Source organism: Segatella copri, from assembly GCF_009494835.1.
Lineage (GTDB): Bacteria > Bacteroidota > Bacteroidia > Bacteroidales > Bacteroidaceae > Prevotella > Prevotella copri_F.
Map to the genome: position 1 here is coordinate 1 of NZ_VZBE01000071.1, position 24,784 is coordinate 24,784.

Annotated in this window: 21 protein-coding genes and 1 pseudogene; 13 read left to right on the forward strand and 9 right to left on the reverse strand. The window is 46.0% G+C overall.

Annotation, left to right across the window (positions count from 1 at the left end):
* Positions 1 to 49: 49 nt before the first annotated feature.
* Positions 50 to 259: pseudogene (locus F7D47_RS09930) on the reverse strand (AlbA family DNA-binding domain-containing protein); the annotation flags it as partial.
* A 492-nt stretch (positions 260 to 751) separates the two neighbouring features.
* On the opposite strand from F7D47_RS09930, the gene F7D47_RS09935 reads away from it, so the two are divergent.
* The 7 genes from F7D47_RS09935 to F7D47_RS09965 all read left to right on the forward strand — a co-directional run bounded on the left by F7D47_RS09935 (position 752) and on the right by F7D47_RS09965 (position 6,730).
* Positions 752 to 1,303, forward strand: coding sequence for a DNA-binding protein (locus F7D47_RS09935; RefSeq protein ID WP_022121068.1), 552 nt, complete (start codon positions 752 to 754; stop codon positions 1,301 to 1,303).
* A gap of 215 nt (positions 1,304 to 1,518) precedes the next feature.
* Positions 1,519 to 1,611 carry a smalltalk protein gene (locus F7D47_RS09940; protein WP_167529916.1) on the forward strand — a complete coding sequence of 31 codons (93 nt, stop codon included), beginning with the start codon at positions 1,519 to 1,521 and terminating at the stop codon, positions 1,609 to 1,611.
* Between the two features lie 26 nt (positions 1,612 to 1,637).
* Positions 1,638 to 2,072, forward strand: a complete 435-nt coding sequence (locus F7D47_RS09945; RefSeq protein WP_022121070.1) for an N-acetylmuramoyl-L-alanine amidase — start codon at positions 1,638 to 1,640, stop codon at positions 2,070 to 2,072.
* Positions 2,073 to 2,551: 479 nt separating this feature from the next.
* On the forward strand, positions 2,552 to 3,538 hold the full coding sequence (locus F7D47_RS09950) for an IS110 family transposase (protein WP_194252565.1): 987 nt from the start codon (positions 2,552 to 2,554) through the stop codon (positions 3,536 to 3,538).
* Between the two features lie 192 nt (positions 3,539 to 3,730).
* Entirely contained in the window at positions 3,731 to 4,114 is a 384-nt protein-coding gene (locus tag F7D47_RS09955) for a DUF1573 domain-containing protein (RefSeq protein WP_022122030.1), read from the forward strand.
* Between the two features lie 29 nt (positions 4,115 to 4,143).
* Positions 4,144 to 4,989, forward strand: a complete 846-nt coding sequence (locus tag F7D47_RS09960) for an EFR1 family ferrodoxin (protein ID WP_153085628.1) — start codon at positions 4,144 to 4,146, stop codon at positions 4,987 to 4,989.
* Positions 4,990 to 5,011: 22 nt separating this feature from the next.
* On the forward strand, positions 5,012 to 6,730 hold the full coding sequence (locus tag F7D47_RS09965; RefSeq protein ID WP_153085630.1) for a M6 family metalloprotease domain-containing protein: 1,719 nt from the start codon (positions 5,012 to 5,014) through the stop codon (positions 6,728 to 6,730).
* Between the two features lie 52 nt (positions 6,731 to 6,782).
* On the opposite strand, the gene F7D47_RS09970 is transcribed toward F7D47_RS09965, so the two are convergent.
* Both F7D47_RS09970 and F7D47_RS09975 read right to left on the reverse strand, forming a co-directional pair.
* A complete protein-coding gene (locus tag F7D47_RS09970) occupies positions 6,783 to 7,457 on the reverse strand; it encodes a YggS family pyridoxal phosphate-dependent enzyme (RefSeq protein WP_153082166.1) in 675 nt (224 codons plus the stop codon).
* A gap of 36 nt (positions 7,458 to 7,493) precedes the next feature.
* Positions 7,494 to 7,991, reverse strand: a complete 498-nt coding sequence (locus tag F7D47_RS09975) for a DUF4494 domain-containing protein (RefSeq protein WP_153085631.1) — start codon at positions 7,989 to 7,991, stop codon at positions 7,494 to 7,496.
* 262 nt (positions 7,992 to 8,253) lie between these two features.
* Between F7D47_RS09975 and F7D47_RS09980 the strand changes: the two genes are divergently transcribed.
* From F7D47_RS09980 to F7D47_RS09995, 4 genes are all read left to right on the forward strand, one after another.
* Entirely contained in the window at positions 8,254 to 9,465 is a 1,212-nt protein-coding gene (locus F7D47_RS09980) for a pyridoxal phosphate-dependent aminotransferase (protein ID WP_006846964.1), read from the forward strand.
* Between the two features lie 127 nt (positions 9,466 to 9,592).
* On the forward strand, positions 9,593 to 10,840 hold the full coding sequence (locus F7D47_RS09985; protein ID WP_153085633.1) for an ABC transporter permease: 1,248 nt from the start codon (positions 9,593 to 9,595) through the stop codon (positions 10,838 to 10,840).
* Between the two features lie 142 nt (positions 10,841 to 10,982).
* A complete protein-coding gene (locus tag F7D47_RS09990) occupies positions 10,983 to 12,650 on the forward strand; it encodes an AMP-binding protein (protein WP_153085635.1) in 1,668 nt (555 codons plus the stop codon).
* Positions 12,651 to 12,758: 108 nt separating this feature from the next.
* Entirely contained in the window at positions 12,759 to 14,423 is a 1,665-nt protein-coding gene (locus F7D47_RS09995; protein ID WP_153085637.1) for an AMP-binding protein, read from the forward strand.
* Positions 14,424 to 14,507: 84 nt separating this feature from the next.
* Here F7D47_RS09995 and F7D47_RS10000 read toward each other — a convergent pair whose 3' ends face one another.
* Together F7D47_RS10000 and lepA are read right to left on the reverse strand one after the other, a co-directional pair.
* On the reverse strand, positions 14,508 to 15,107 hold the full coding sequence (locus tag F7D47_RS10000; RefSeq protein WP_153095719.1) for a Crp/Fnr family transcriptional regulator: 600 nt from the start codon (positions 15,105 to 15,107) through the stop codon (positions 14,508 to 14,510).
* A gap of 40 nt (positions 15,108 to 15,147) precedes the next feature.
* Positions 15,148 to 16,941 (reverse strand): translation elongation factor 4, encoded by a 1,794-nt coding sequence (gene lepA / locus F7D47_RS10005; RefSeq protein ID WP_022120308.1) that lies wholly within the window; start codon positions 16,939 to 16,941, stop codon positions 15,148 to 15,150.
* Positions 16,942 to 17,042: 101 nt separating this feature from the next.
* Here lepA and F7D47_RS10010 point away from each other — a divergent pair, with 101 nt between their 5' ends.
* Positions 17,043 to 17,429 (forward strand): hypothetical protein, encoded by a 387-nt coding sequence (locus tag F7D47_RS10010; RefSeq protein WP_119238112.1) that lies wholly within the window; start codon positions 17,043 to 17,045, stop codon positions 17,427 to 17,429.
* A gap of 67 nt (positions 17,430 to 17,496) precedes the next feature.
* On the opposite strand, the gene F7D47_RS10015 is transcribed toward F7D47_RS10010, so the two are convergent.
* The 4 genes from F7D47_RS10015 to F7D47_RS10030 all read right to left on the reverse strand — a co-directional run bounded on the left by F7D47_RS10015 (position 17,497) and on the right by F7D47_RS10030 (position 23,570).
* Positions 17,497 to 17,775: a TIGR03905 family TSCPD domain-containing protein gene (locus F7D47_RS10015; protein WP_006846971.1), complete on the reverse strand. Its 279-nt coding sequence runs from the start codon at positions 17,773 to 17,775 to the stop codon at positions 17,497 to 17,499.
* 5 nt (positions 17,776 to 17,780) lie between these two features.
* Positions 17,781 to 18,524, reverse strand: a complete 744-nt coding sequence (locus F7D47_RS10020) for a YebC/PmpR family DNA-binding transcriptional regulator (RefSeq protein WP_022120814.1) — start codon at positions 18,522 to 18,524, stop codon at positions 17,781 to 17,783.
* 71 nt (positions 18,525 to 18,595) lie between these two features.
* Positions 18,596 to 21,064 (reverse strand): phenylalanine--tRNA ligase subunit beta, encoded by a 2,469-nt coding sequence (gene pheT, locus F7D47_RS10025; protein ID WP_153085641.1) that lies wholly within the window; start codon positions 21,062 to 21,064, stop codon positions 18,596 to 18,598.
* 175 nt (positions 21,065 to 21,239) lie between these two features.
* Positions 21,240 to 23,570 (reverse strand): penicillin-binding protein 1A, encoded by a 2,331-nt coding sequence (locus F7D47_RS10030; RefSeq protein WP_118062886.1) that lies wholly within the window; start codon positions 23,568 to 23,570, stop codon positions 21,240 to 21,242.
* A 115-nt stretch (positions 23,571 to 23,685) separates the two neighbouring features.
* On the opposite strand from F7D47_RS10030, the gene pyrB reads away from it, so the two are divergent.
* Positions 23,686 to 24,633, forward strand: a complete 948-nt coding sequence (gene pyrB, locus F7D47_RS10035; RefSeq protein WP_006846975.1) for an aspartate carbamoyltransferase — start codon at positions 23,686 to 23,688, stop codon at positions 24,631 to 24,633.
* Positions 24,634 to 24,784 lie beyond the last annotated feature (151 nt).

Below are 24,784 nucleotides of genomic sequence, written 5' to 3' on the forward strand. Positions count from 1 at the left end.
ATTTATTAACACAAAAAGTTGCTCAAAAATTTGGCTATGTCTTAGGAATCAACAAGTTGGTTGTTTCTTGTACCTCAGAATATGACAAGGCATTGGTTTCTCCGGTTTTATCCTTTATACCAACTACCAATTTGCCACCATGTGAATTACTGAACGCCACTAACTCACAGGCAATATCATATTTGTCGAGAATGCGTTCCTTGAACTGCACCCCCGACACCTCGCCAGCGTTTATCTGTTTCAATATATCGTCCATCATTCTTTGATACATTCTTTGTTCAACAAATCGTTTACATCCACTTTCAGTAAATCTGAAATACGCTTGCAAAAGTACGAAAATAATTTCAGAAAAAGGTAAAATATTCTCAAAACATTTACGAAAACATGCAAATAATTGATTGAACTTTCGCATGTGGTTCAAGTACGGGCTGAAGGCCCAAAAGAGGGTGTGTCATAAATCAACAGCTCGCAAGTCCGTATTACGGACTTATACCACAGCACCTTCTGCACTATTAGAGCGTGTGGAGCTTACTTGCGAAAGTTCAGTGGGCTTATAAACTCCCCCCAAAAAAGAATCTATGAAAAAGTATGATAAAACATGAGCAAGTATGAGCAACTGTGAGTTGACCCCTCACCGATTTCGTATCTTTGCATTGTGGTTCAGAGATAACATCTCATACCACCAAGAGGCAATGCGCAGCGCCCCCCTACAACACAAACACAATTTATTAACCTTAAAAATGAAGACACTATGATTCTGTACACATTGAAGAAGTATGTCAACGAGAAGTTGAGCGCCGCTAACGGCAAGTTTTTCGCCTACCCTGTAATCACCCAGACCTATGGTCTTGATGAACTCGCAGAGCACATGGAAAGTCACAACACACCGTTCTCAAAGGGAGCCATCAAGGGTATGCTCACCGACATGGTGAGCTGCGTAAGAGAACTGGTTCTGCAGGGTATCGCCGTGAAGATTCCCGACCTCGCCATTTTCAGCATCGGCATCAAGAACAAGGAAGGTGCTGCCTCCGAGAAGGAGTTCAGTATCACCAAGAACATTGCCGGACTGAAGCTCCGTGCCCGTGGCACCGGTGAGTTCAAGGCAAACAGTCTGAACCTCGATGCATCCCTGAAGAAGGCTACAGCCGTAACAGGAGATGTTACTCCACCAGACGGCGGTAAGGACAACACAGGCGATACTACCCAGGGTGGCGGCACAAACCAGGGCGGCGACTCAACACAGACTGGCGGATCAGGCAACACCGAGAGCAGCGGCTCCGATGGTGGCGACGGCCTGGAGTAACCCCCTCGCCAGTAGATGAAGAAAGAAGGTTTTAGACAGGATGCAGTCCGGGATTCGGCTATAGCACCCCCGGCTATTCATCAATATAGCAAGCATCATTGAAACACGCGCTATCAAGCCCATCTGCTCATCCTGTCAGCCTTCCTTCTCCAGTATCGCCCGGATATAGGAAATCCGAGCCCCCAATCCATTTATTAACCTTAAATCAAATGAAAATGAAAAGAGAAACACTCAAGAAAATTCTGAATTTCGTCATTACCGTTCTCACCGCCGTAGCCTCTGCCTTTTGTGTGCAGAGCTGCCAGTAGTATCAACCCTTTAAAGATTCAGCACTATGAAAAACACAAGAAAAATATCACTTATTGTCATTCACTGTTCAGCCACCCGCGTCACCCAGGACTTCACCTTCGAAAAGCTCGAAGCCTGTCATTTAGCCCGTGGTTTCCGCAGCATCGGTTATCACTATTACATCACGAAAGACGGCGTCATCTATCCCGGCCGTCCCGAGTCAGAGATAGGAGCCCACGCCCGCCATTTCAATGCCCACAGTATCGGCATCTGCTACGAGGGCGGTCTCGACGCCGACGGCAATCCGGCAGATACCCGTACGAAGGCTCAGAAGCAGTCGCTCCAGAATCTCCTGACGAGTCTGTGCGTAGACTATCCCGAAGCCGAGATCCTAGGTCATCGTGATCTCCCGAACGTCCACAAGTCCTGCCCCTGCTTCAGTGTTCAGGCTTGGCTGAATGAAATCAAATTCCACATTTAGCCCTCTATTCAGCTGATATTGTTCATACTTTATTATTTTTTCTACTCTCTCCCCCAATCTTAAGTGATTAAGGTTGGGGGATTTTTTGTCTCCTTTATTTCAGAAAGCGTTAGAAAGGGCAAAAGCTTTGTTTATTGCCCGGTATTTTAAAGCTTTTGCCCTTACTATTATATTTGCACTTGGAAAAATAAAGAGGTAAAAATCTTTATATCTGCAAACTTTTGTTAACTTTGCAGAAAATTAGATAAGTACAATAAAAAAAGAAGAATACTCCATATCCAGCGTTAACCCTGTGCCCTTTCTAGCATAGTAAAGGCTTAGCCCTGTTTGGGGAACTGGATATTTTCTGAGCAGAAGCTTGAGAGTAAATTAGCCTGCTTGTTGAACAAGACAGGACTCGTAGTATAGTTGTAGCCGCTCAGAACGGAGCACCCTTCTTATTAAAAACTTTATTCAATATGCAAAGTTACGGAATAGATTTGGCAAAAGAGAAATTTGACGTAAGTTTTTTCGACTTGACATCAAAAAAAGTATCAAACCAACCTTCACATAAGGTTGTAAAGAACAATTTAAAGAGTATCGGAAGGTTTTTAGAAACCCTTCCTAGCGATGCAGTATTGGTTGCTGAGCATACCGGAGTTTATGGTGATACCCTCTTGAAGTGCTGCATGGATAGCAATGTAAAGATTGCCTTTGTGGGTGGATATGTCATCCATAGATACAGAGCTACCCCTGACCGTGCCAAGACGGATGTCCTGGATTGTGCACTGCTCAGAGAATTTGGAGAGAGATATCCTGATAAGCTGAAATACAAGACGTTTCCAGAAGAGGCTCTATATGAGCTCCGTCAATTGGCACGCCACCGAGAAATGCTTGTAGAACAGCGTAAGCAGCTAATAACAGCCGACAAGAGCGAGGATTGCCGTCCTGTTAGAAGTCTTGCCGTCAAGCGAAGCATGGACCGTATAAAAGAGATGCTGGACACGGAAATAGCCGAGACGGAAAAAGAAATGTTGAAAGTCATAAATGGACATGACAGCATTCACCACAACTATGAGCTTGTAAAAAGTGTCGATGGAGTTGGGCTGATTACCGCAGTAGAACTATTGGTAAAAACAGAGAATTTCACAAAAATAACTACAGCGCGCCAGTATTCAGCTTATGCTGGAACTGCGCCATACGAAAAATCATCAGGAAAAATGGACAAGGGAGCACATATATCCAAGATTGGTAATAGACGGTCAAAGACCTTGTTGTACATCTGCGCAGAAAGCGCCAGATTGCACAACAAGGAGATTAAACTGTATTACGAGAGACGTACTTTAATAGATAAAAAGCCGCGTCATTATGTACTAAATGCCATAGCAAACAAGTTGCTAAGGATCATATTCACCCTCGTGGAAAAAGGTGAATACTATGACGCAAACTTCATCAGGCAAGACCCAAGGGTCGTTAAATATAATTAACGTTAAAAAATACGCTCAAAGCTTGCTCAATTAGAGTAAAACAGGGCGTGTGGGACAAAACTTGGGAAAGTTCGGTTAAATAATGTAAAAAAGTAACGTAATACTAAACTTTATATGTACTTTTGCATCCAATTAAATAAAAATAAGAAACAAATTAAAGAGAAAATATAAAAAAGAAGAAAGGATATGAAGATGAAAAGAATCATATTGACACTCACAATGCTGGTTGCTCTTGTAGCTACTGCATCTGCTCAGGCAGAGATTAAGTTCGACAAACTGATACACAACTTCGGTTCGTTCGAAGAGTCAAATCCGGTACAGAAGGCTACCTTTACCTTCACCAATGTAGGCAACAAGCCTTTGATTATCAACCAGGCTATTGCCAGCTGCGGCTGTACCATACCTTCTTACACCAAGAAGCCTATCGCTCCAGGCGAGAAGGGACAGATTAGTGTTACCTATAACGGCAAGGGCATGTTCCCTGGTCATTTCAAGAAGAGCATCACCGTCCGTTCTAACGGCAATGTAGAAATGTCACGTCTTTATATAGAAGGTGTTATGACTGAAAAGAAATAATCTAGCTCAATACATATTTAAAAGTAAGCATGATTTTCTATTTCTCAGGAACTGGAAATACCAAGTGGGCAGCAGCCAGACTGGCAGCGGCTACACACGAAGACTTGATTTCTATCGCCCTTTATATGCGGGCGGATGATTCAAGCCACAATATAGCCGAGCCGTTTATTCTGAAAGAGAATGAACGGCTCGGATTCGTTTTCCCCGTACATGGCTGGAGGGTTCCACGCCTTGTAAGGGAGTTTATCAGGAAGATGAAGATAACTTCTGATGCTACTACAGAAGGTAATAAGGAGATGGTCAGGAAGCATCCTTTCGCCTATTGCGTCTGTACTGCTGGCGACAGCATCGGACTCACCATCGAAAACCTCAACGATACGATTGCGCTGAATGCATCGCTTCAGGCATTGGGCATCACGGAGGTTTCTGCTTCCTACTCACTCATCATGCCGGAATCTTATGTGGGACTTCCTTTCATGGATGTTGATCCAAAGGAGCGCGAAGTTCGTAAGAAATCGAAATCGGCACAGGAACTGGCGGTTATCTGCGAAGAGATATTCGACAGGAAAGAGGGCGTGAACCGTCTGGTAAAAGGTCCTATCCCCTGGTTCTTCACCAAGGTTGTGGGCGGATTCTTTGAGAAAGTGCTCATCACCGACAAGCGGTTTCATGTGGAGAAAGACAAGTGCGTGAAGTGTGGCATCTGTGCCAACGTCTGTCCTGTAGGCGATATCAAGGGCGGGCACGGAGAATATCCGGAATGGCTGCATTACAAGGATTGCCTCACCTGCTTTACCTGCTATCACCATTGTCCGCATCACGCCATCGAGTTTGGTCACCAGACTCAGAAGAAAGGACAATACTTTTATAAATAATCCCCATCTACCCTAACTGTTTATGAAGAAGACAATCATCTCTCTGGCGCTCGCCTTCCTGGGCATCGCCAATCTCTATGCCGCAAAGGCTAAACCGGGCATCGCCAAGATTATGCTGGCTGATGGAACCGTAGCATGTGCTACCCTGCATGGCGACGAAACCTTCCACTACTACATGCTGCTGGACGGTACGCCCCTGCGGGAAACCCAAGACGGAAAATACGAAAAGATAACTGCTGAAGAGCTGAACACCCGAAAAACCCGTGCTTTCTCTTCAGAGAATCTTACAAGAGCATCAGAAATAGGAACCGTGAGACCAAGCTATTTCCCTCATAAGGGAAGCCCGAAGGCATTGGTACTCCTGGTGCAGTTTCAGGATGTGAAGTTCAAGAGTAAGAATCCGGTTGCTACATTCAACCATTACCTCAACGGAAAGAAGGGAGAAGCTATGCCTGAGGCTGATAAAGAAGTGTTTATCACCAAGACTTACTGCCAGAACTATGGCAGCGTACAGCAGTATTTCGCTGACATGAGCGATAACCAGTTCATACCACAGTTTGATGTAGTGGGTCCTGTTACGGTAAGCAAGATTTCAGCTTATTATGGCAAGAACGGAAGAGACGACGGAAGCGATACCAACTATCCGCAGATGATTCAGGAAGCCTGCCAGCAGGTAGACAATCAGGTTAACTTTGCAGATTACGACAGCGATGGCGACGGATATGTAGACCTCGTATATGTAATCTATGCCGGCTATTCTGAAAGTATCTCAGGTAATTCAGGCGATTGTCTCTGGCCGAAATCGGGTACCGTAGGAGGACTGGGAACCTATGACGGGAAAAAAGTACGCCGGTTCGGCATTAACAACGAGCTGAACAATAAGCCTGCAGATACTCAAGACGGCAAATACTACATCAATGGTATCGGTCTCTTCTGCCATGAATTTTCGCATACCCTCGGTTTGCCAGACATCTATCCAACCAACAACCTCACAAACCATAACCAGAGTCCTGAATCTTGGGACGTTATGGATATGGGCAATTATCAGGCTGACGGCTACCAGCCCATCCCTTATTCACCATGGGAGAAGAGCATCGTAGGATGGAAACAGCCTACCCTCCTTTCGGATACAGAGGCGAAGCAGATAAAGCTGGAACCATACGACAAGGCATCGGATGCATACAAGATTATAGCCAACAGCCAGGGCGAATACCTGCTGCTGCAGAATATCAGAAACGAGGGATGGTACAAGGAGGCTCCGGGTTACGGATTGCTGGTATGGCGCATCGACTACGATGATTTGCCATCGGTTAATCTGTTTGATAATCCCAACAATACGCTAGGTAAGCCAAGGGTAATGATTGTTCCTGCAGACGGCATGGTATACAACAGCTATAATAGAACTGTCAGCGACAATGATATTATCACGAGTCTTCAGAACGACCCGTTCCCAACCTACAAGGCGGGCTCTGCTACAGAGTACGAGGTGAACAGTCTGACCAGTATCACCCTGAACAACAGTGTTGATACGAGTCATCCGCTCTACAACATCACAAAGGATGAAGCAACCGGTCTGGTAACCTTCGATTATCTCAAGAACTTCTCTCCTACCGGAATCTCTTCGGTCATCATCGGTAAAGACAGACCGACAGCCTATTTTGATCTGGAAGGCAGAAAGGTTTCCGTTCCACAAAAGGGAAAGATTTACATCACCAGCAAGGGACAGAAGATAGTATACTAACTATATAAACAATGAGGGTGTGTCATGTTTTATGACACACCCTCTTATTATTTTAATATATTCTAGGACCGAAGATGGTGGTACCTACACGAACCATCGTGCTGCCGTGCTTGACGGCAATATGATAATCGTGACTCATACCCCAGCTACGCTCGCAGAAAGCATCATCATCAGCAAAATATCTGGCCTTTATCTCATCAAAGAACCGGGCAGCCTCATCAAACTCCTGAGCAATCTGCTGCTCATCGTCTGTATTAGATGCCATCATCATGATGCCACAAATCTGCACATGCTTCATCTCCCGCCATTCGCCTGCCTCCAGGAGTTCGCGGCAAGCATCAAGAGAAAGACCCGATTTGGTATCTTCCTCAGCCAGATGAAGTTCCAGAAGAACCTTCACCACACGATCGTGCTTGGCAGCCTGCTTCTCAATCTCCTTGAGAAGTTTCAGACTGTCTACCGATTCAATCATCGAGATATAAGGTGCGATATACTTTACCTTATTGGTCTGCAGATGACCGATGAAATGCCACTCGATGTCCTCAGGCAGCGAAGCCACCTTCTTGGCGAGTTCCTGCTCATGACTCTCGCCGAAGATACGCTGTCCTTCAGCATAAGCCTCCTCGATATACTCGTTGGGATGGAACTTGCTGATGGCAACGAGACGGACACCGGCAGGCAAGCTGCCCAGCACCTCATGGAGATTTCCTTTTACATCATAGTCCATATTCTAAATGTTGAATGTTGAGTGTTGAGTGTTGAATTATTTCTCCTCGTATTCAGGCACATCATTCTTCTCCTCTTTCTTCTCGTTAGGAGCATGGTGCTCGAATACATCCATCAGTTTGGTTTCGTTCAAACCAACCACATCATAATCTATCATGGTCTTGCCCATCACCTCATCAATATAACGGAGGGCACGGGCGAGAGACTTAGCCTGAACAAGATAGGTAACATTGCTGCGCTTCTCCTTCTCACTCTTCTCATCAATTGTGATGAACTGGAGTTTAGCCTTATACCACTTATCATCATCATCCACATCGCTGAAGAAGATTTCGCCGTAGCAAGCCTTACCGATACCGCTCACCTTCAACTCGCCGCTTACATAAACCGACATCTCATCGATGATGGCGCTCTCAGCCTCGGTAAAGCTCAAAGCATCTACTACGTATGCTTCAGAAACAACCTTTTCTGAACCATCCTCCATTGTCTTCTGATATTTCACTTTGGTCTCAAACCATGTACTTGTTCTACTTCTCATATTTTTCTTCTTACTTATTTTAATTAATTAGTATAATCTTATAACAATTCTTGAAATTAAGTGCAAAGTTATAAAAAAGAAAGCAAAGAGCGACATATTTAAAGAGTTTTTAATCAAAAAATAAAATTTAACCGAAAGTTATTCTCAATTCTCATCTAATTTTCTTATCTTTGCAGCCGAATAGCGTAAATTGAAAAGACCAGAAGGTCATAGAATTCAATTTTCGACACGGATAATTAATAGAAAGAAACAATATTTTAAGATGCCAGAAATATCTGTACGCGGTCTTGAAATGCCAGAGTCACCTATCAGAAAGTTGGCTCCTCTGGCTGCCGCAGCAAAAAAACGTGGAGTAAAGGTATATCACCTCAACATCGGTCAGCCTGACCTTCCAACTCCTCAATGTGGCCTAGATGCCTTGAAGCATATAGACCGCACGGTCTTGGAGTATTCTCCAAGTCAGGGCTATCTCAGCTATCGCGAGAAGCTTGTAGATTACTATAAGAAATTCAACATCAACGTAACTGCCGATGATATCATCATTACATCGGGAGGTTCTGAGGCTGTACTCTTCTCTTTCATGAGCTGCCTCAACCCTGGCGACGAGATTATCGTACCAGAACCTGCTTACGCTAACTATATGGCGTTTGCCATCTCGGCGGGTGCCAAGATCCGTACCATCGCCACAACGATAGAAGAAGGTTTCTCCCTGCCTAAGGTGGAGAAGTTTGAGGAGCTGATCAATGAGCGCACCCGTGCCATTCTGATTTGCAACCCTAACAACCCTACGGGCTATCTCTATACCCGCAGAGAGATGAATCAGATTCGTGACCTGGTGAAGAAGTACGACCTCTATCTCTTCTCTGATGAGGTTTACCGTGAGTATATCTATACCGGCAGTCCTTATATCAGTGCGATGCACCTGGAAGGCATCGAGCAGAACACGGTTCTCATCGATTCTGTTTCGAAGCGTTACAGTGAGTGCGGTATCCGTGTGGGTGCCCTCATCACCAAGAATGCAGAAATCCGCAAGGCGGTGATGAAGTTCTGCCAGGCCCGTCTCTCTCCTCCACTGATCGGTCAGATTGTAGCCGAAGCTTCTCTGGATGCTCCTGAAGAGTACTACCGCGACGTATACGATGAGTATGTAGAGCGCCGTAAGTGCCTGATAGACGGCTTGAACCGTATTCCGGGCGTATACTCTCCTATTCCTATGGGAGCCTTCTATACCGTAGCCAAACTGCCTATCGATGATTCTGAAAAGTTCTGCCGCTGGTGTCTGGAGGAATTCAACTACGAGGGCGAAACCATCATGATGGCTCCAGCCTCCGGTTTCTATACGACTCCGGGAGCCGGCCACAATCAGGTTCGTGTAGCTTACGTCTTGAAGAAACACGATCTGGAGCGTGCTCTGGTGGTTCTGGGTAAGGCACTTGAGGCTTATCCGGGAAGAGTGGAAGACGAAGGACTGTAACAATGTTGAATGTTGAGTGTTGAATGTTGAGTTGCCTAACGGACACAAAGATTAAATTAACTATCAACATTCAACACTCAACATTCAACATTCAACATTCAACACTCAACATTCAACATTACAAAAGATGAATTTTCCTCTATTTATAGCAAAGAGATTATATAGCGATCAGGGCGACAAACGTAAAGTTTCTCGCCCTGCTATTCATATAGCCACTGCAGGTGTTGCTATCGGACTCGCCATTATGATTATGTCGGTATGCGTAGTGCTCGGATTCAAGCATACCATACGCGACAAGGTAATAGGATTCGGAAGCCATATACAGGTGGCCGACTTCATGACGCTGCAGCAGCAAAACCAGTATCCGGTGGTCATGAACGACTCGATGGTCAACGTACTGAAAAAGATACCTGGCGTAAAACATGTGCAGAAATTTGCCATGAAAGAGGGAATCCTGAAGACGGACAGCGATTTCCTGGGCGTCATGTTCAAAGGTGTAGGACCTGATTTCGATTCTACCTTTATCCATCAGAACATGGTCGAAGGCAGCATCCCTAAGTTTGATGACAAGGCGAGCCATAACCAGATTCTCATCTCACAGCTGATGGCTGACAAGCTGAAGCTGAAGACGGGAGAACGCATCTTTGCCTACTTCTTTGATGACAACGCAGTGCGTATGCGCCGCTTCACCATCAAGGGTATCTATCAGACCAACCTGAAGAAGTATGATGAGGTAATGGTATACACCGACCTCTATACTGCCGTGAAGCTGAACGGATGGGAAGAAGACCAGGCAAGCGGTGCAGAACTGACCGTAAACGACTTCAACAAACTCGACGAGACAGAAGATTATATTATAAATAAGGTGAACCGCACGGTAGATCACTATGGAGAAACCTACAGCAGTTCTACCATCAAGGACCTGAATCCAAACATCTTCCAATGGCTGAGCCTGATGGATCTGAATGTCTGGATTATTCTCGGTCTGATGCTGATAGTAGCCGGCGTCACCATGATCAGCGGTCTGCTCATCATCATTCTGGAACGCACCTCCATGATAGGCGTAATGAAGGCATTGGGTGCCCGCAACAAGACCATCCGCCACACCTTCCTGTGGTTTGCCGTCTTCATCATCGGCAAGGGTATGCTTCTGGGCAACATCATCGCCCTCGGCATTCTTACCCTCCAGTACTTTACAGGCATCATCAAACTCGATGCACAGACTTATTATGTAAGTACCGTTCCGGTAGAATTCAACTGGCTTGCCATCATAGCCCTGAACATTGCTACGCTGCTGATAAGCATCTTCATGCTCGTAGCACCAAGCTACCTGATTTCTCATATCCATCCAGCCAAATCAATGAGATATGAGTAAAATTCAGTCTATAACACCACAATATATAGACTAAAAAGGAAAAAAACTAATTATTTTATATAGTTTTTGAAAATAGTGCACATTTTATTTTGCAGTGTGCACTATTTTCATTATCTTTGCACAAAATTTTGTAAATTGTGCAATGAATTCAATACCAAGTTTTAACTCGTATATTGAGAACAGCATTATCAAGAATTGGAATCTGGATGCGCTCACCGATTACAAGGGCACAACCCTCCAATATCACGATATTGCCAGAAAGATTGAGAAGCTACACATCCTGTTCGAAAACAGCGATGTAAAGAAGGGCGACAAGATTGCCGTCTGCGGAAGAAATAGTAGCCAGTGGGCAGTAGCCTTCCTGGCCATTATTACTTACGGAGCCATTGTCGTACCTATACAGAACGAATTCAAGCCTGAGCAGATTCACAACATCGTGAACCACAGCGAAAGCAAACTTCTGTTCGTTGGTGACGTGGTAGCTACAGAGATAACACCAGAGGAGATGCCTTCGCTGGAAGGAATCATCTATCTTCCGGACAATTCGCTTGTCATCTCGCGCTCTGAAAAACTGACTTATGCGCGCGAGAACCTCAATGCCATGTTCGGACACAGATATCCTAAGTATTTCAGACCAGAACACGTGAAGTATCACGTAGACGATCCTGAAGAACTGGCGATGATCAACTATACCAGTGGAACTACCGGTTTCTCAAAAGGTGTGATGCTCCCATACAGAGCACTTTGGGGTAATCTCGACTACCTCATCGATTCAGTGAAGCCTAACATAGGTAAGAACTGCAACATCCTTTCTACCCTTCCGATGGCTCACATGTATGGACTCATGACAGAATTTCTCTTCAATATAGTTTTGGGTAACCATATCTTCTTCCTTACCCGTCTGCCGAGCCCAACGCTCATTTCAGAGGCGTTGTCAGAAATCAAGCCAGACATCCTCTATGCGGTGCCGCTTGTAGTAGACAAGATTGTAAGAAAGGAAGTATTCCCACATATCCAAACCAACCGTGCTCGACTGCTGATGAACATGCCTGTCATCAATAAGCGCATCAAGGAGAAGGTTCGCGAGTTTGTATTGAGAAAGTTTGGCGAACGTCCTTGCGAGGTTGTTGTGGGTGGTGCTCCGCTCAACAAGGAGATAGAGAACTTCTTCATCAGCGTAGGTTTCCCTATCGCAATGGGATATGGTACCACTGAGACTGCTCCACTTATCACCTTTGCCCATCAGGACAACTATGTGGCAGGAAGCTGTGGTGTTGCCGTAAAGCACATGGAGGTAAAGGTTTTGAGCGATGACCCGGAGAACGTAGCCGGTGAACTGGTTTGCCGCGGCATCAATGTGATGAAGGGCTATTACAAGAACCAGGAGGCAACAGATGCCGTAATAGATAAAGACGGATGGTTCCACACAGGCGACCTGGCAACGATGGCCGCCGACGGACATATCTTCGTAAGAGGAAGAAGCAAGAACATGCTGCTGGGACCTAACGGACAGAACATCTATCCGGAAGAGATTGAGGACAAGCTCAACTCCATGGCTATGGTCAACGAGAGCATCGTAATACAGAGAGATGACAAGCTGGTAGCTCTGGTTCATCCGGATATGGAAGAAGTTAACAACCTCGGCTTTACAGACGAAGACCTGGAGAACATCATGGAGCAGAACCGCAAGGAACTGAACATGCAGATACCTAGCTTCGCAAAGGTGTCACGCATCAAACTTCATAATCAGGAATTTGAAAAGACAGCCAAGAAGTCTATCAAGCGTTACCTCTATCAGAACGCAATCTAGAGACAGGCCCTATCTGCTGACAGACCATCAGCAGATAAGGTCTATCATCAGCAAACGGACTTCAGTACGAGAAAAATATAAAAAAGCAAATCGTTAAATAACAAGAATATGGAGATTCCAAGCTTTAACGCACTAATCCAAAAGAGCATCGTAGACCATTGGGATATGGATGCTCTGACAGACTACAAGGGAGCAACCTTGCAGTACCATGATGTAGCACGCAAAATTGAGAAGCTACACATCATGTTTGAGAACTCTGGTGTAGTAAAGGGCGACAAGATAGCACTTTGCGGTCGAAATAGCGCAAACTGGGCTGTAGCATTCCTTGCTACCCTTACCTATGGGGCCATTGCCGTACCTATCCTGCATGAATTCATGCCAGACCAGATTCACAACATCGTAAACCACAGCGATGCCAAACTGCTCTTTGTGGGTGATGTTGTAGCTACACAGATTGATGCAACGAAGATGCCGGGTCTTGAAGGCATCATCTATATACCGGATTATTCACTTGTCGTTTCACGTACCGACAAGTTGACTTATGCGCGCGAACACCTCAACGAGATGTTCGGTATCAAGTATCCTAAGTACTTCCGCAAAAACCATGTCAACTACTATATGGAACAGAATCCGGATGAGTTGGCTATGATCAACTATACCAGCGGAACTACGGGTTTCTCCAAGGGAGTAATGGTTCCATACCGTGCACTCTGGGGCAATGCAGATTTTGCTGAGGACGTACTGGGCAAGAAAATCAAGTCGGGAGATTCTATCATCAGTATCCTGCCGATGGCCCACATGTACGGCATGGCGTTTGAATTTATCTTCGAATTCATCAAGGGCTGCCACGTCTTCTATCTCACCCGCATCCCTAGCCCAGCCATCATCGCCGAGGCATTCGGCCGCATCAAGCCAGCCGTCATCATAGCTGTACCTCTAGTTATCGAGAAGATTATCCGCAAGAAGGTATTCCCTAAGATCCAGAACAACCGCATGCGTATGCTGCTCCACATGCCTGTAATCAGCAAGAAGGTGAAGGAGAAGATATGCGACCAGGTATCCAATGCCTTCGGTGGCAACTTCTACGAGGTGATTATCGGTGGTGCAGCCTTTAACCAGGAAGTGGAAAGTTTCCTCCATAGCGTAGGTTTCAAATATACCGTGGGATATGGCGCAACAGAATGTGCCCCTATCATCTGCTACGAGGATTACAAAAACTTCGTACCGGGCTCTTGCGGTAAGGCTGCCCTCCACATGATGGTCCGCATCGACAGTCCTGATCCTGAGAATGTACCGGGCGAAATCCTTGCCAAGGGTCCTAACGTAATGTTGGGTTACTATAAGAATGAGGAAGCTACCAAGCAGACCATCGACGAGAACGGATGGTATCATACAGGCGACCTCGGAACCATGGATGGTGACGGCAACGTCTTCATCAAGGGTCGTAGCAAGAACATGCTGCTTGGCGCAAACGGTCAGAATATCTACCCTGAGGAGATTGAGGATAAGCTCAACTCTTTGGCTCTGGTAGCAGAAAGCGTGGTTGTACAGAAGGGCGACAAGCTCATTGCTCTGGTTCACCCAGACTATGATGAAGCTCAGACCCTGAATCTCGGTACCAACGAACTGGCAGATGTCATGGAGCAGAACCGCCAGGAGCTCAACACCATGATTCCTGCTTACAGCAAAGTATCAGAAATACGTATACATGAAGATGAGTTTGAAAAGACTCCTAAGAAGAGCATAAAGCGATTCCTCTATACGGCAGAGTAAAGAAAGAACCTGTATTATGAAATAAAAAATGGTGTGACTTCGGTTTTGAAGTCACACCATTTTTTATAAATTATTCATTATAAATTATAATAAAGTATTCGAGCGGATTCTGGACAGCGTTTCCGGAGTCATCTGCAGATAGCTTGCGATATAGGTGAGCGGAGCACGCAGAACCACCTGTGGGTTCATTTCGCACAGGCGCTTATATTTATTAGGTGCCGACTCAAATCGCATCAGATCGGCATGAATCTGAGACTGAATCAAACTCTCTTCCAGTATTTTACGATAAAGCATCTGGATATTGACATTACGCATAGCAGCCGCCTCCAGCTTCTTCTTCGGTAGCATATACACCAGCGTAGGCTCCAAAGCTTCCACCTGCAGGCGGGTAGGCTCTTCCTTAAAGAGGCTCTCAATGCACATAAAGATGGAATGATCCACACCCAGATGTTCGGTCACCTCCTTGCCATTCTTTAAGTAAAATTGGCGTATCAATCCCTTCTCGATGTACGAGATACCCATGCACTGTTCACCTTCAGGCAAGATCATCTCGCCCTTGCCATACTTGATAGGCTCCAGGATATCTTCCATCACATCAAGCTCATCATGAGTCATCGTACTATATTTACGCGCCAACTCGCGCGCAATATCACGCTTAGGGGTAATTACTTTAAAGTCTGCCATAATACTTAACCTCCTTTTCCTTTATACTTATATTAAATCATTAGTCGAGTTTGAGCACAGCCAGGAAGGCTTTCTGTGGCACTTCCACATTACCAATCTGCTTCATGCGCTTCTTACCCTTCTTCTGCTTCTCCAGCAACTTGCGCTTACGGCTTACGTCACCACCATAACATTTGGCGGTAACATCCTTGCGCACCTGCTTAACAGTCTCACGAGCCACAATCTTGGCACCGATAGCTGCCTGGATAGCAATATCGAACTGCTGACGAGGTATGAGGTCCTTCAACTTCTCGCACATTCTGCGGCCGAAGCTCACAGAGTTATCGCGGTGAGTCAAAGTACTCAATGCATCTACAGGCTCTCCATTCAACAGGATATCGAGCTTCACCAGGTCGGAATGACGGAATGAATCGATATGATAGTCGAACGAAGCATATCCCTTAGAGATACTCTTCAGCTTGTCATAGAAGTCGATGACGATTTCTCCCAATGGCAACATGAAGTGGAGCTCTACACGGTTTCCACTCACATATTCCTGGTTGATGAGTTCGCCTCGTTTATCCAGACAGAGTTTCATGATAGGTCCAATATAATTGGTAGCCGTAATGATGGTTGCCCGGATATATGGTTCCTCAATATGGTCTATCAGTGTTGGGTCTGGCAATCCGGAAGGATTGTGAACCTCTTTCACACCGCCCTGCTTGTCGTATACCATATAAGATACGTTAGGTACGGTAGTGATGACATCCATATTAAACTCACGGTCCAGTCTCTCCTGTACGATTTCCATGTGGAGCAATCCGAGGAATCCGCAACGGAAACCGAAGCCCAAAGCCACAGAACTCTCTGGCGAGAAAGTCAATGAAGCATCATTGAGCTGCAGTTTTTCGAGCGATGCACGCAGATTCTCGTAATCGCTAGGATCGATAGGATAAACACCGGCAAAGACCATAGGTTTCACTTCCTGGAAACCCGCAATCGCCTTGTCACAAGGACGGGCGATATGGGTAATGGTATCACCCACCTTAACCTCGGTAGCATTCTTGATACCCGAGATGATATAACCTACCTCACCGGTACCCAATTCCTGGCGTGGAATCATATCCATCTTCAATACACCGATTTCATCAGCATCATATTCCATGCCGGTATTGAAGAACTTCACCTTATCTCCCTTACGGATCACACCATTCTCTATCTTGAAATAGGCGATGATGCCGCGGAAAGAGTTGAATACAGAGTCGAAAATCAAAGCCTGAAGCGGTGCCTTCTCGTCTCCTACCGGAGCAGGAACACGATTAACAACAGCTTCCAGTATATCTTCTACACCCTCACCGGTCTTACCTGAAGCACGGAGAATATCCTCATGCTTACAACCGATCAGGTCTACTATTTCATCTTCTACCTCATCAGGCATAGCTGAAGGCATATCTATCTTATTGATTACCGGAATAATCTCCAGGTCGTGCTCGATAGCCATATAGAGGTTTGAAATGGTCTGTGCCTGAACGCCTTGAGTTGCGTCAACAACCAGCAGTGCTCCCTCGCAAGCAGCGATGGAACGGGAAACTTCGTATGAGAAGTCAACGTGTCCCGGAGTATCGATAAGATTCAGGATATAGGTCTGTCCATCCTTTGCCTTATATTCCATTTGGATAGCGTGACTCTTGATTGTGATACCACGTTCTCTTTCCAAATCCATATCATCAAGCATCTGTCCTTCAGTAATCTTGATGGTCTGAGTCTTCTCCAGAAGTCGGTCTGCCAAGGTACTTTTACCATGGTCTATATGTGCAATAATGCAGAAATTTCTTATTTTATTTATATTCTCCATATAATTTTCTCTCTTTAGAGTGCAAAGATAGTATTTTTTTTCGTATCTTTGCACAAAATATTGAAAATAATAGAGATTTTTAGATAAAAAATAGAAAAATCATGAAGAAAAAGTTGATTTACATCGGTATTTTTGCTTCTTTGCTCGTTTCTTGTACAGAAAGTCTGGAGGACAAAGCGGCTCGTGAAGCCAAGGAATATACTGAAAAATACTGTCCTACTCCATACGTCAACGACGCCAGGACTGACAGTGCTGCATTTGATAAAACCAAGAAGATATATACGTACTATATTTCTTTGAGAAACAAGGCAGATAACAAGAAGGCGATAGATGCCAACAAGGGGAAACTCCATAAGATTCAGAAGGAAGCCCTGGACAACAACCCTGGTCTGAAGAAATATAAGGAAGAGCATTTCACCTTCCGTTTCGTATATCATTCGGCTAAGAACCCGAAGGAGGTGTTGCTGGATGATACCTTCAAGTATTAGAAAAGACACGGAGTACTAGTAGTAGAAAAGGCACGGATCACTATAGTAATCCGTGCCTAAAACACTCTTAATATCCCATTTCCTGCAAAGCTGTCGCCAACTGGTCCGGACAGCTTGTAGGCTTATTGCCACAAGTGATCCCCTTCAGTCGGGCGATGACCTCCTTTGCCTTCATGCCTTTAATCAAAGCACAAACGCCCTTGGTATTGCCATCGCAGCCTCCGATGAACTGGGCATCCTGCACATTTCCATCTTCATCTATACTGATGCAGATGTATTTTGAGCAGGTGCCATGAGTCTGATAAGTTACCTTCTGCAACTTATCCTGTTTGTCTTGCTGCAACATAATGCTTATTCTGCGTCTGCAGGAATTTCTGGCTTCATGTTGGTATATACAGTCTGAACATCGTCAAACTCTTCCAACTTCTCAACCATCTTGTCGATAGTTTCGCGCTCCTCAGGAGTTACATCCTTCAAATCGTTAGGGATGTAAGTGAACTCAGCACCAGTTACCTCGAAACCCTCAGCCTCCAGGTGCTTCTGAATCTCACCGAAGCTTGTAGGAGCACCATAGATAGTGATTTCGTTGTTCTCCTCATCCTCATCAAACTCATCTTCTACGCCGTAGTCGATCAGGTCGAGAATCATCTCATCCATATCCAGACCTTCCTTCTTCTTGAATGTGAACACAGCCTTGTGGTCGAAGAGGAAAGACAGAGAACCTGTTGTACCCAAGTTTCCGCTGAACTTGTTGAAGATAGAACGAACGTCAGCAACAGTACGTGTAGTGTTGTCTGTCAGAGTATCAACGAAGACAGCCACTCCGTGAGGACCATATCCCTCGTATGTTACTTCCTTGTAATCGCTGGTATCCTTGCCACAAGCGTTCTTGATGGCACGAGCGATGTTATCCTTAGGCATGTTCTCACGCTTACAGTTAGCGATGATAGCACGCAATGATGGGTTGTTCTCTGGTTCTGGACCGCCTGCCTTCACAGCAATAGCAATCTGCTTACCCAACTTAGTAAATGTCTTGGCCATGTGGCCCCATCTTTTCAGCTTTGTAGCTTTACGATATTCAAATGCTCTTCCCATTGGAATAAAATTTTAAATGTTTATCGTTTGTTTATAATATTATCTTAATTCTGCACTGAGCACCTTCTGCATTATCTCAATTCTGCATTGAGCTTGCTTGTAAGGTTGGCTATGAGCTTCTTCATGATAGCATCTATCTGCTTGTCATTCAGAGTCTTCTCCTCATCCTGAAGAATGAAGTTAACGGCATAACTCTTCTTGCCCTCTGGCAAATGCTCACCCTCGTAAACATCGAAGAGAACAACGCTCTTCAGAAGTTTCTTCTCTGTCTGGCGGGCAATCTGCTCAATCTGAGCGAACTCTACATTCTTGTCTACGAGCAATGCAAGGTCGCGGCTCACTGAAGGATACTTGCTGATGTCAGTGTAAGTAAGGTTCACCTTCTTCACTGCCTTCATCAGGTTATCCCAGTGGATATCAGCATAGAATACATCCTGCTCAATATCGAATGCCTTCTTCAACTTCAGGCTCAGGATACCCAGTTCTACCAATACCTTACCGGCACGGGTCTCGTAATTTACGCCCTTAGAGAAGATGTTATTGTCGCTGTGCTTGATAACCACGTTGTTCTGTGGCATACCTACACGGCGGAGAACATTCTCTACCACAGCCTTCAGCTCGTAGATGTTGCTCTGCTCATCAGCATGAGCCCAACTGCCCTCTACGCGCTTACCGGTGATGAAGAGTGACATGTGAGCCTCCTGAGAGTAAGCCTTGATAGGACTCTCCTCGCTCCACTTCTCCTTATTATATATATAGGTGTTACCCACCTCGAAGAACTTCAGGTTCTGGCTCTTATGGTTGATGTTGCGAACCACGCTCTCCAAACCACCGAACAGCATCGTCTGGCGCATCACACCGAGATCAGCACTCAATGGGTTCATCACCTTCACGGTTGTCTCGTTAGGATACTTGTTGAGGTCGAAGTCGGTATAGTAGCTAGCCTTGCTCAGAGAGTTGTTGAGAATCTCCATGAAGCCCTCGCCTACCAGCTGCTCTGCCACGAGGTTCTGGCTGTGATAAGCCTTGTCCTCATCGCCCTGAACAGTCAGGGAGCTCTTCAACTGGGTTGGAATCTCCACATTATTATATCCGTAGATACGGAGGATATCCTCTACTACGTCGCAAGGACGCTGAACGTCTACACGATAAGCAGGAACCAGGAGGTCGATGCCCTCAGCATCCTCCTTCACGATCTTCATCTCGAGAGATGTGGCGATATTCTTGATGGTTTCAGCACCAATCTCCTTACCGATGAGGCGATGCGCATACTCATAGTTCAGACGAACAGGGAAATCCTGCATTGGCTCTGGATATACATCCTTGATCTGCATGGAAATCTTACCGCCAGCCAACTGCTTGCAGAGGATGGCAGCCTGCTTCAATGCATAAATCTGTCCGTTTGGATCTACACCACGCTCAAAACGGTAGCTGGCATCTGTACTCAAGCCATGACGGCGAGCGCTCTTGCGGATCCATGTAGGATGGAAGTAAGCACTCTCCAAGACTACATCCTTGGTTGTCTCGTAAGTACCAGAACCCTTACCGCCGAAGATACCGGCGATACACATAGGCTCTTCAGCATTGCAGATGCTCAGGTCGTGCTCACCCAAGGTATGCTCCTCGCCATCGAGAGTAACAAACTTGGTGCCCTCTGGCTGGGTACGAACTACAATCTTATGACCGGTAACCATGTCTGCATCGAAGCAGTGCAATGGCTGGCCGTATGCCATCATGATGTAGTTGGTGATATCCACGATATTGTTGATAGGGCGCAAGCCGATAATGTTCAGCTTATCCTGCAACCACTTAGGACTTTCCTTCACCTCACAACCGGTGATGCTTACACAGGCATAACGCTTGCAAGCCTCAGTATTCTGGATTTCAACATCGATAGGAAGATCCTCGTTGTCTACCACAAACTCATCGCAAGATGGACGATGCAAGCTTGTCTTGTAGCCATTCTGCTTCAACCAGGCATACAGGTCGCGGGCTACACCCCAGTGACCGAGCGCATCAGCACGGTTGGCTGTGATATCAATCTCGATGAGCCAGTCGCTCTCCAGGTGATAATACTCAGCAGCAGGCTGACCTACCGGAGCATCTTCTGGGAGTACGATGATGCCGTCATGAGAAGTACCTACACCAATCTCATCCTCAGCACAGATCATACCCAAACTCTCTACACCGCGGAGTTTGCTCTTCTTGATGGTAAAACTCTGGTCACCATCGTAAAGCACGCAGCCCAAATCTGCCACGATAACCTTCTGACCTGCAGCAACGTTAGGAGCACCACAGACAATCTGCTGAGGTTCGCCCTTACCCAAGTCAACGGTTGTAACATGGAGGTGATCACTGTTAGGATGCTCCTCGCATGTCAATACTTTACCAACATAGAGACCTTTCAGTCCGCCCTTGACAGACTGAACTTCTTCCAAAGCGTCAACTTCGAGTCCGCAAGAGGTCAACGCGTCCGCAGTCTCCTGTGGTGTCAAATCGAAATCGACGTATTCTTTAAGCCATTTGTATGAAACGTTCATTATAATGATTTTTTATTTTATTTCTATTTTGAAAAACCCGAAGAAACATCATTCGGGCTATGCATGTTCTAAAACTCTGCAAAAATACAAAAAAAAATGCATATAAACAAATAACATTCGCCATTTTTGCACTATTTAAAATAAATACATGCAAAAATGGCGAATGCCTTGGTTTTTATTCGAAAACTTCGTCGATACTGCCACCTCCTACTTCCTCAAAGTCATCCTGTTCGGCTGCCTTGCGGGAACAAGGATTGTAGTCTTCCGGCAAATCGAACTTGATAGCAGGACTGATACCCAGCGACGGGTCGGCATAAACCTTCTTCATGAATATCGCCCAGATAGGCAAAGCCATGGTAGCACCCTGACCCATACTCATGGAATCGAAGTGGATATCACGCTCCTCACCACCTACCCAGCAGCCACTTACGAGTTGTGGAGTAAAGCCGATAAACCAACCGTCGCTGTTGTTATTGGTAGTACCGGTCTTGGCGCCAATCTGTCCTTCCAGGTTATAACGGTAGCGCAGTCTTCCTGCCGTACCATTATCCACAACGCCCATCAGCATGGTGAGCATCTTCATGGCATTATCGGCACTGATCACCTCGTTCATACGTGGCTGGAAGGTAGCAATCGTATTACCTTCATTATCCTCGATACGGCTCACAAACATGGGAGCAGTACGGATGCCGTGGTTGGCAAATACGGTATAAGCGCTCACCATCTCGCTGACACTTACCTCACATGGTCCCAGACAGAGACTCATGGATGCATGGATATCAGGACTGTTGATGCCGAAGTCGCGCAACATCTGTACGAACTGCTGCGGATTGAGCTTACTCATCAGATAAGCACTCACCCAGTTGCTACTCTGCGCCAATCCCCAACTCAGCGGCACCATCTGTCCGGCACGTGAATGGTTGGCATTGCGAGGTGTCCACGGACGACCTGCCACCATATAGGTCCGCTGACGGTTAGGCGCCAGATCGCAAGGCTGGAAGCCGTTAGACATCGCCAGACTGTAAAGGAATGGCTTGATGGTAGAACCCACCTGCCGGCGTCCCAGACTCACCATATCATACATGAAATGAGTATAATCCAATCCACCCACATACGCCTTCACAGCACCCGTCTTAGGATCCATGCTCATAAAACCGCTACGCAGAAAACTCTTGTAATAACGGATAGAATCGAGCGGACTCATCAGCGTATCAATATCACCATGATAGGTAAATACGGTCATCTCCTGCTTCTTGCGGAATGCCGCCTTGATTTCATCCTCAGAATATCCCGCAGCCTTCATCGTACGGTAACGCTCACTCTGGGTGATACTGCGGTTCAGTATACTCTTAATCTGTTGCGGTGTCAGCTTATCGCTGTATGGCGAGCTTGGTTTGCGGGCTATCTCCGCACTGAAACGAGGCTGCAGATAGCGGGCTACATGCTGATACATAGCCTCTTCCGCATACTGCTGTATACGGCTATCGATAGTTGTAAACACCTTCAGTCCATCACTGTATACATTATATGGCGAACCATCCTTCTTATAGTTCTTGTTGCACCATCCATAGAGCGGATCATTATCCCACTGGATAGAATCCACCACAAACTGGGCACGGTTCCAGGAAGGATAATCACTGCGTTCCGGACGCTTAGCCATCATATACTGGCGAAGGAACTCACGCAGATAAGTAGCCGAACCATCCTTATGGTCGGTACGGTGGAAATTGAGTGTCAGCGGCTCAGCAGCATACTGGCTATACTCGCTCCGGCTCAGATATCCCGCCTTCACCATCTGCGAAAGAACCACATTTCTGCGCTCCCTCGCTCTCTCCGGATAGCGAACCGGATTGAAGAGCGACGGATTCTTGCACAGTCCGATGAGCGTTGCCGACTCACAGAGGGTCAGATTCTTCGGTTCCTTATTAAAATAGGTATTGGCCGCCGTCTTGATTCCTACAGCATTGTGTAGGAAATCGAAGTAATTGAGATAGAGAGCCAGAATCTCCTCTTTGGTATAATAGCGCTCCAGCTTCACCGCAATCACCCACTCTATCGGCTTCTGCAACAATCGTTCCATCGTACTGCCTGCCTTCTCAGAATAAAGCTGCTTGGCGAGCTGCTGCGTGATGGTACTTCCACCACCCGCATTAGTCTGTCCCAGGATACCACGCTTGACGATGGCACGTCCCAGTGCACGGAAGTCGATACCTGAATGCTCATAGAATCGCTCATCCTCAGTAGCCACCAGTGCCTTTATTAAATAAGGTGACATTTTCTTGTAAGGAATCACGATACGGTTCTCCTTGTTCAGGTTCCACGTACCAAGCACCTTGCCATCGGCAGAGTAAACCTGGGTGGCAAATCTGTTGATAGGATTCTGCAGATCCTCGATGTCGGGCATGTAGCCAATCATTCCAAACCAGATGGCAACAAAGGCAAGAATTACCATGAGTATTCCAGTGCCGAAAACAGCCCATAAAATATGTATAAATCGCTTTCTCATCACTATTTCTTTAAATATTTGTGCAAAATTACATAAAAGTTTTGACTTATCACACATAAATCAGATTTTTTATGTAACTTTGTGGGCGATTTTAGAACATTCAATCATATTTCAAATGGAAAAACATAATTTTGTGACCATTGCAGACCTTTCCAAGGAGAAAATCATGTACCTCCTGGAAATGGCGCAAGAGTTCGAAAAGCACCCGAACAGGGAGTTGTTGAAGGGAAAGGTCGTAGCGACCCTTTTCTTCGAGCCATCTACTCGTACCCAACTCAGTTTCCAAACCGCTGCCAACCGTCTTGGTGCCCGTGTCATTGGTTTCTCTGATGCCAAGACATCCAGTACCACCAAGGGTGAGACCCTCAAGGATACCATCCTGATGGTAAGCAACTATGCCGATGTAATCGCCATGCGCCATTTCATCGAGGGAGCAGCCCAGTATGCCAGTGAGGTAGCACCAGTGCCTATCGTAAATGCAGGCGACGGCGCTCACATGCACCCTTCACAGTGCCTGCTCGACCTCTACTCTATCTACAAGACCCAGGGTACCCTGGAGAACTTGAACATCTATCTTGTGGGTGACCTCAAATATGGCCGCACCGTTCACTCACTTATCACAGCTATGCGCCACTTCAACCCTACTTTCCATTTCATCGCACCTAAGGAACTCGCCATGCCAGAAGAGTATAAACTCTACTGCAAGGAGCACAACATCAAATATGTTGAGCACGAGGACTTTAACGAAGATGTAATTGCAGGTGCCGACATCCTCTACATGACCCGTGTACAGAAGGAGCGTTTCAGCGACCTGATGGAGTATGAACGCGTAAAGAACGTGTATATCCTGAAGCGCGACATGCTCTGCAAGGCGAAGGAAAACATGAAGATCATGCATCCGCTGCCACGCGTGAACGAGATTGCTTACGATGTAGATGATGATCCACATGCATACTATATCCAGCAGGCTCAGAACGGCCTCTATGCACGTGAGGCTATCTTCTGCCACTGCCTCGGCATCTCGCTCGATGATGTGAAGAACGACAAGACAATCATTGAATAATGTTGAATGTTGAATAATGTTGAATGTTGAATGTTGAATGTTGAGTTGCCTAACGGACACTTAACATAGACCTCAAGGGCGCAAGCCTCACTCAACACTCAACATTCAACACTCAACATTCAACACTCAACACTCAACATTCAACACTCAA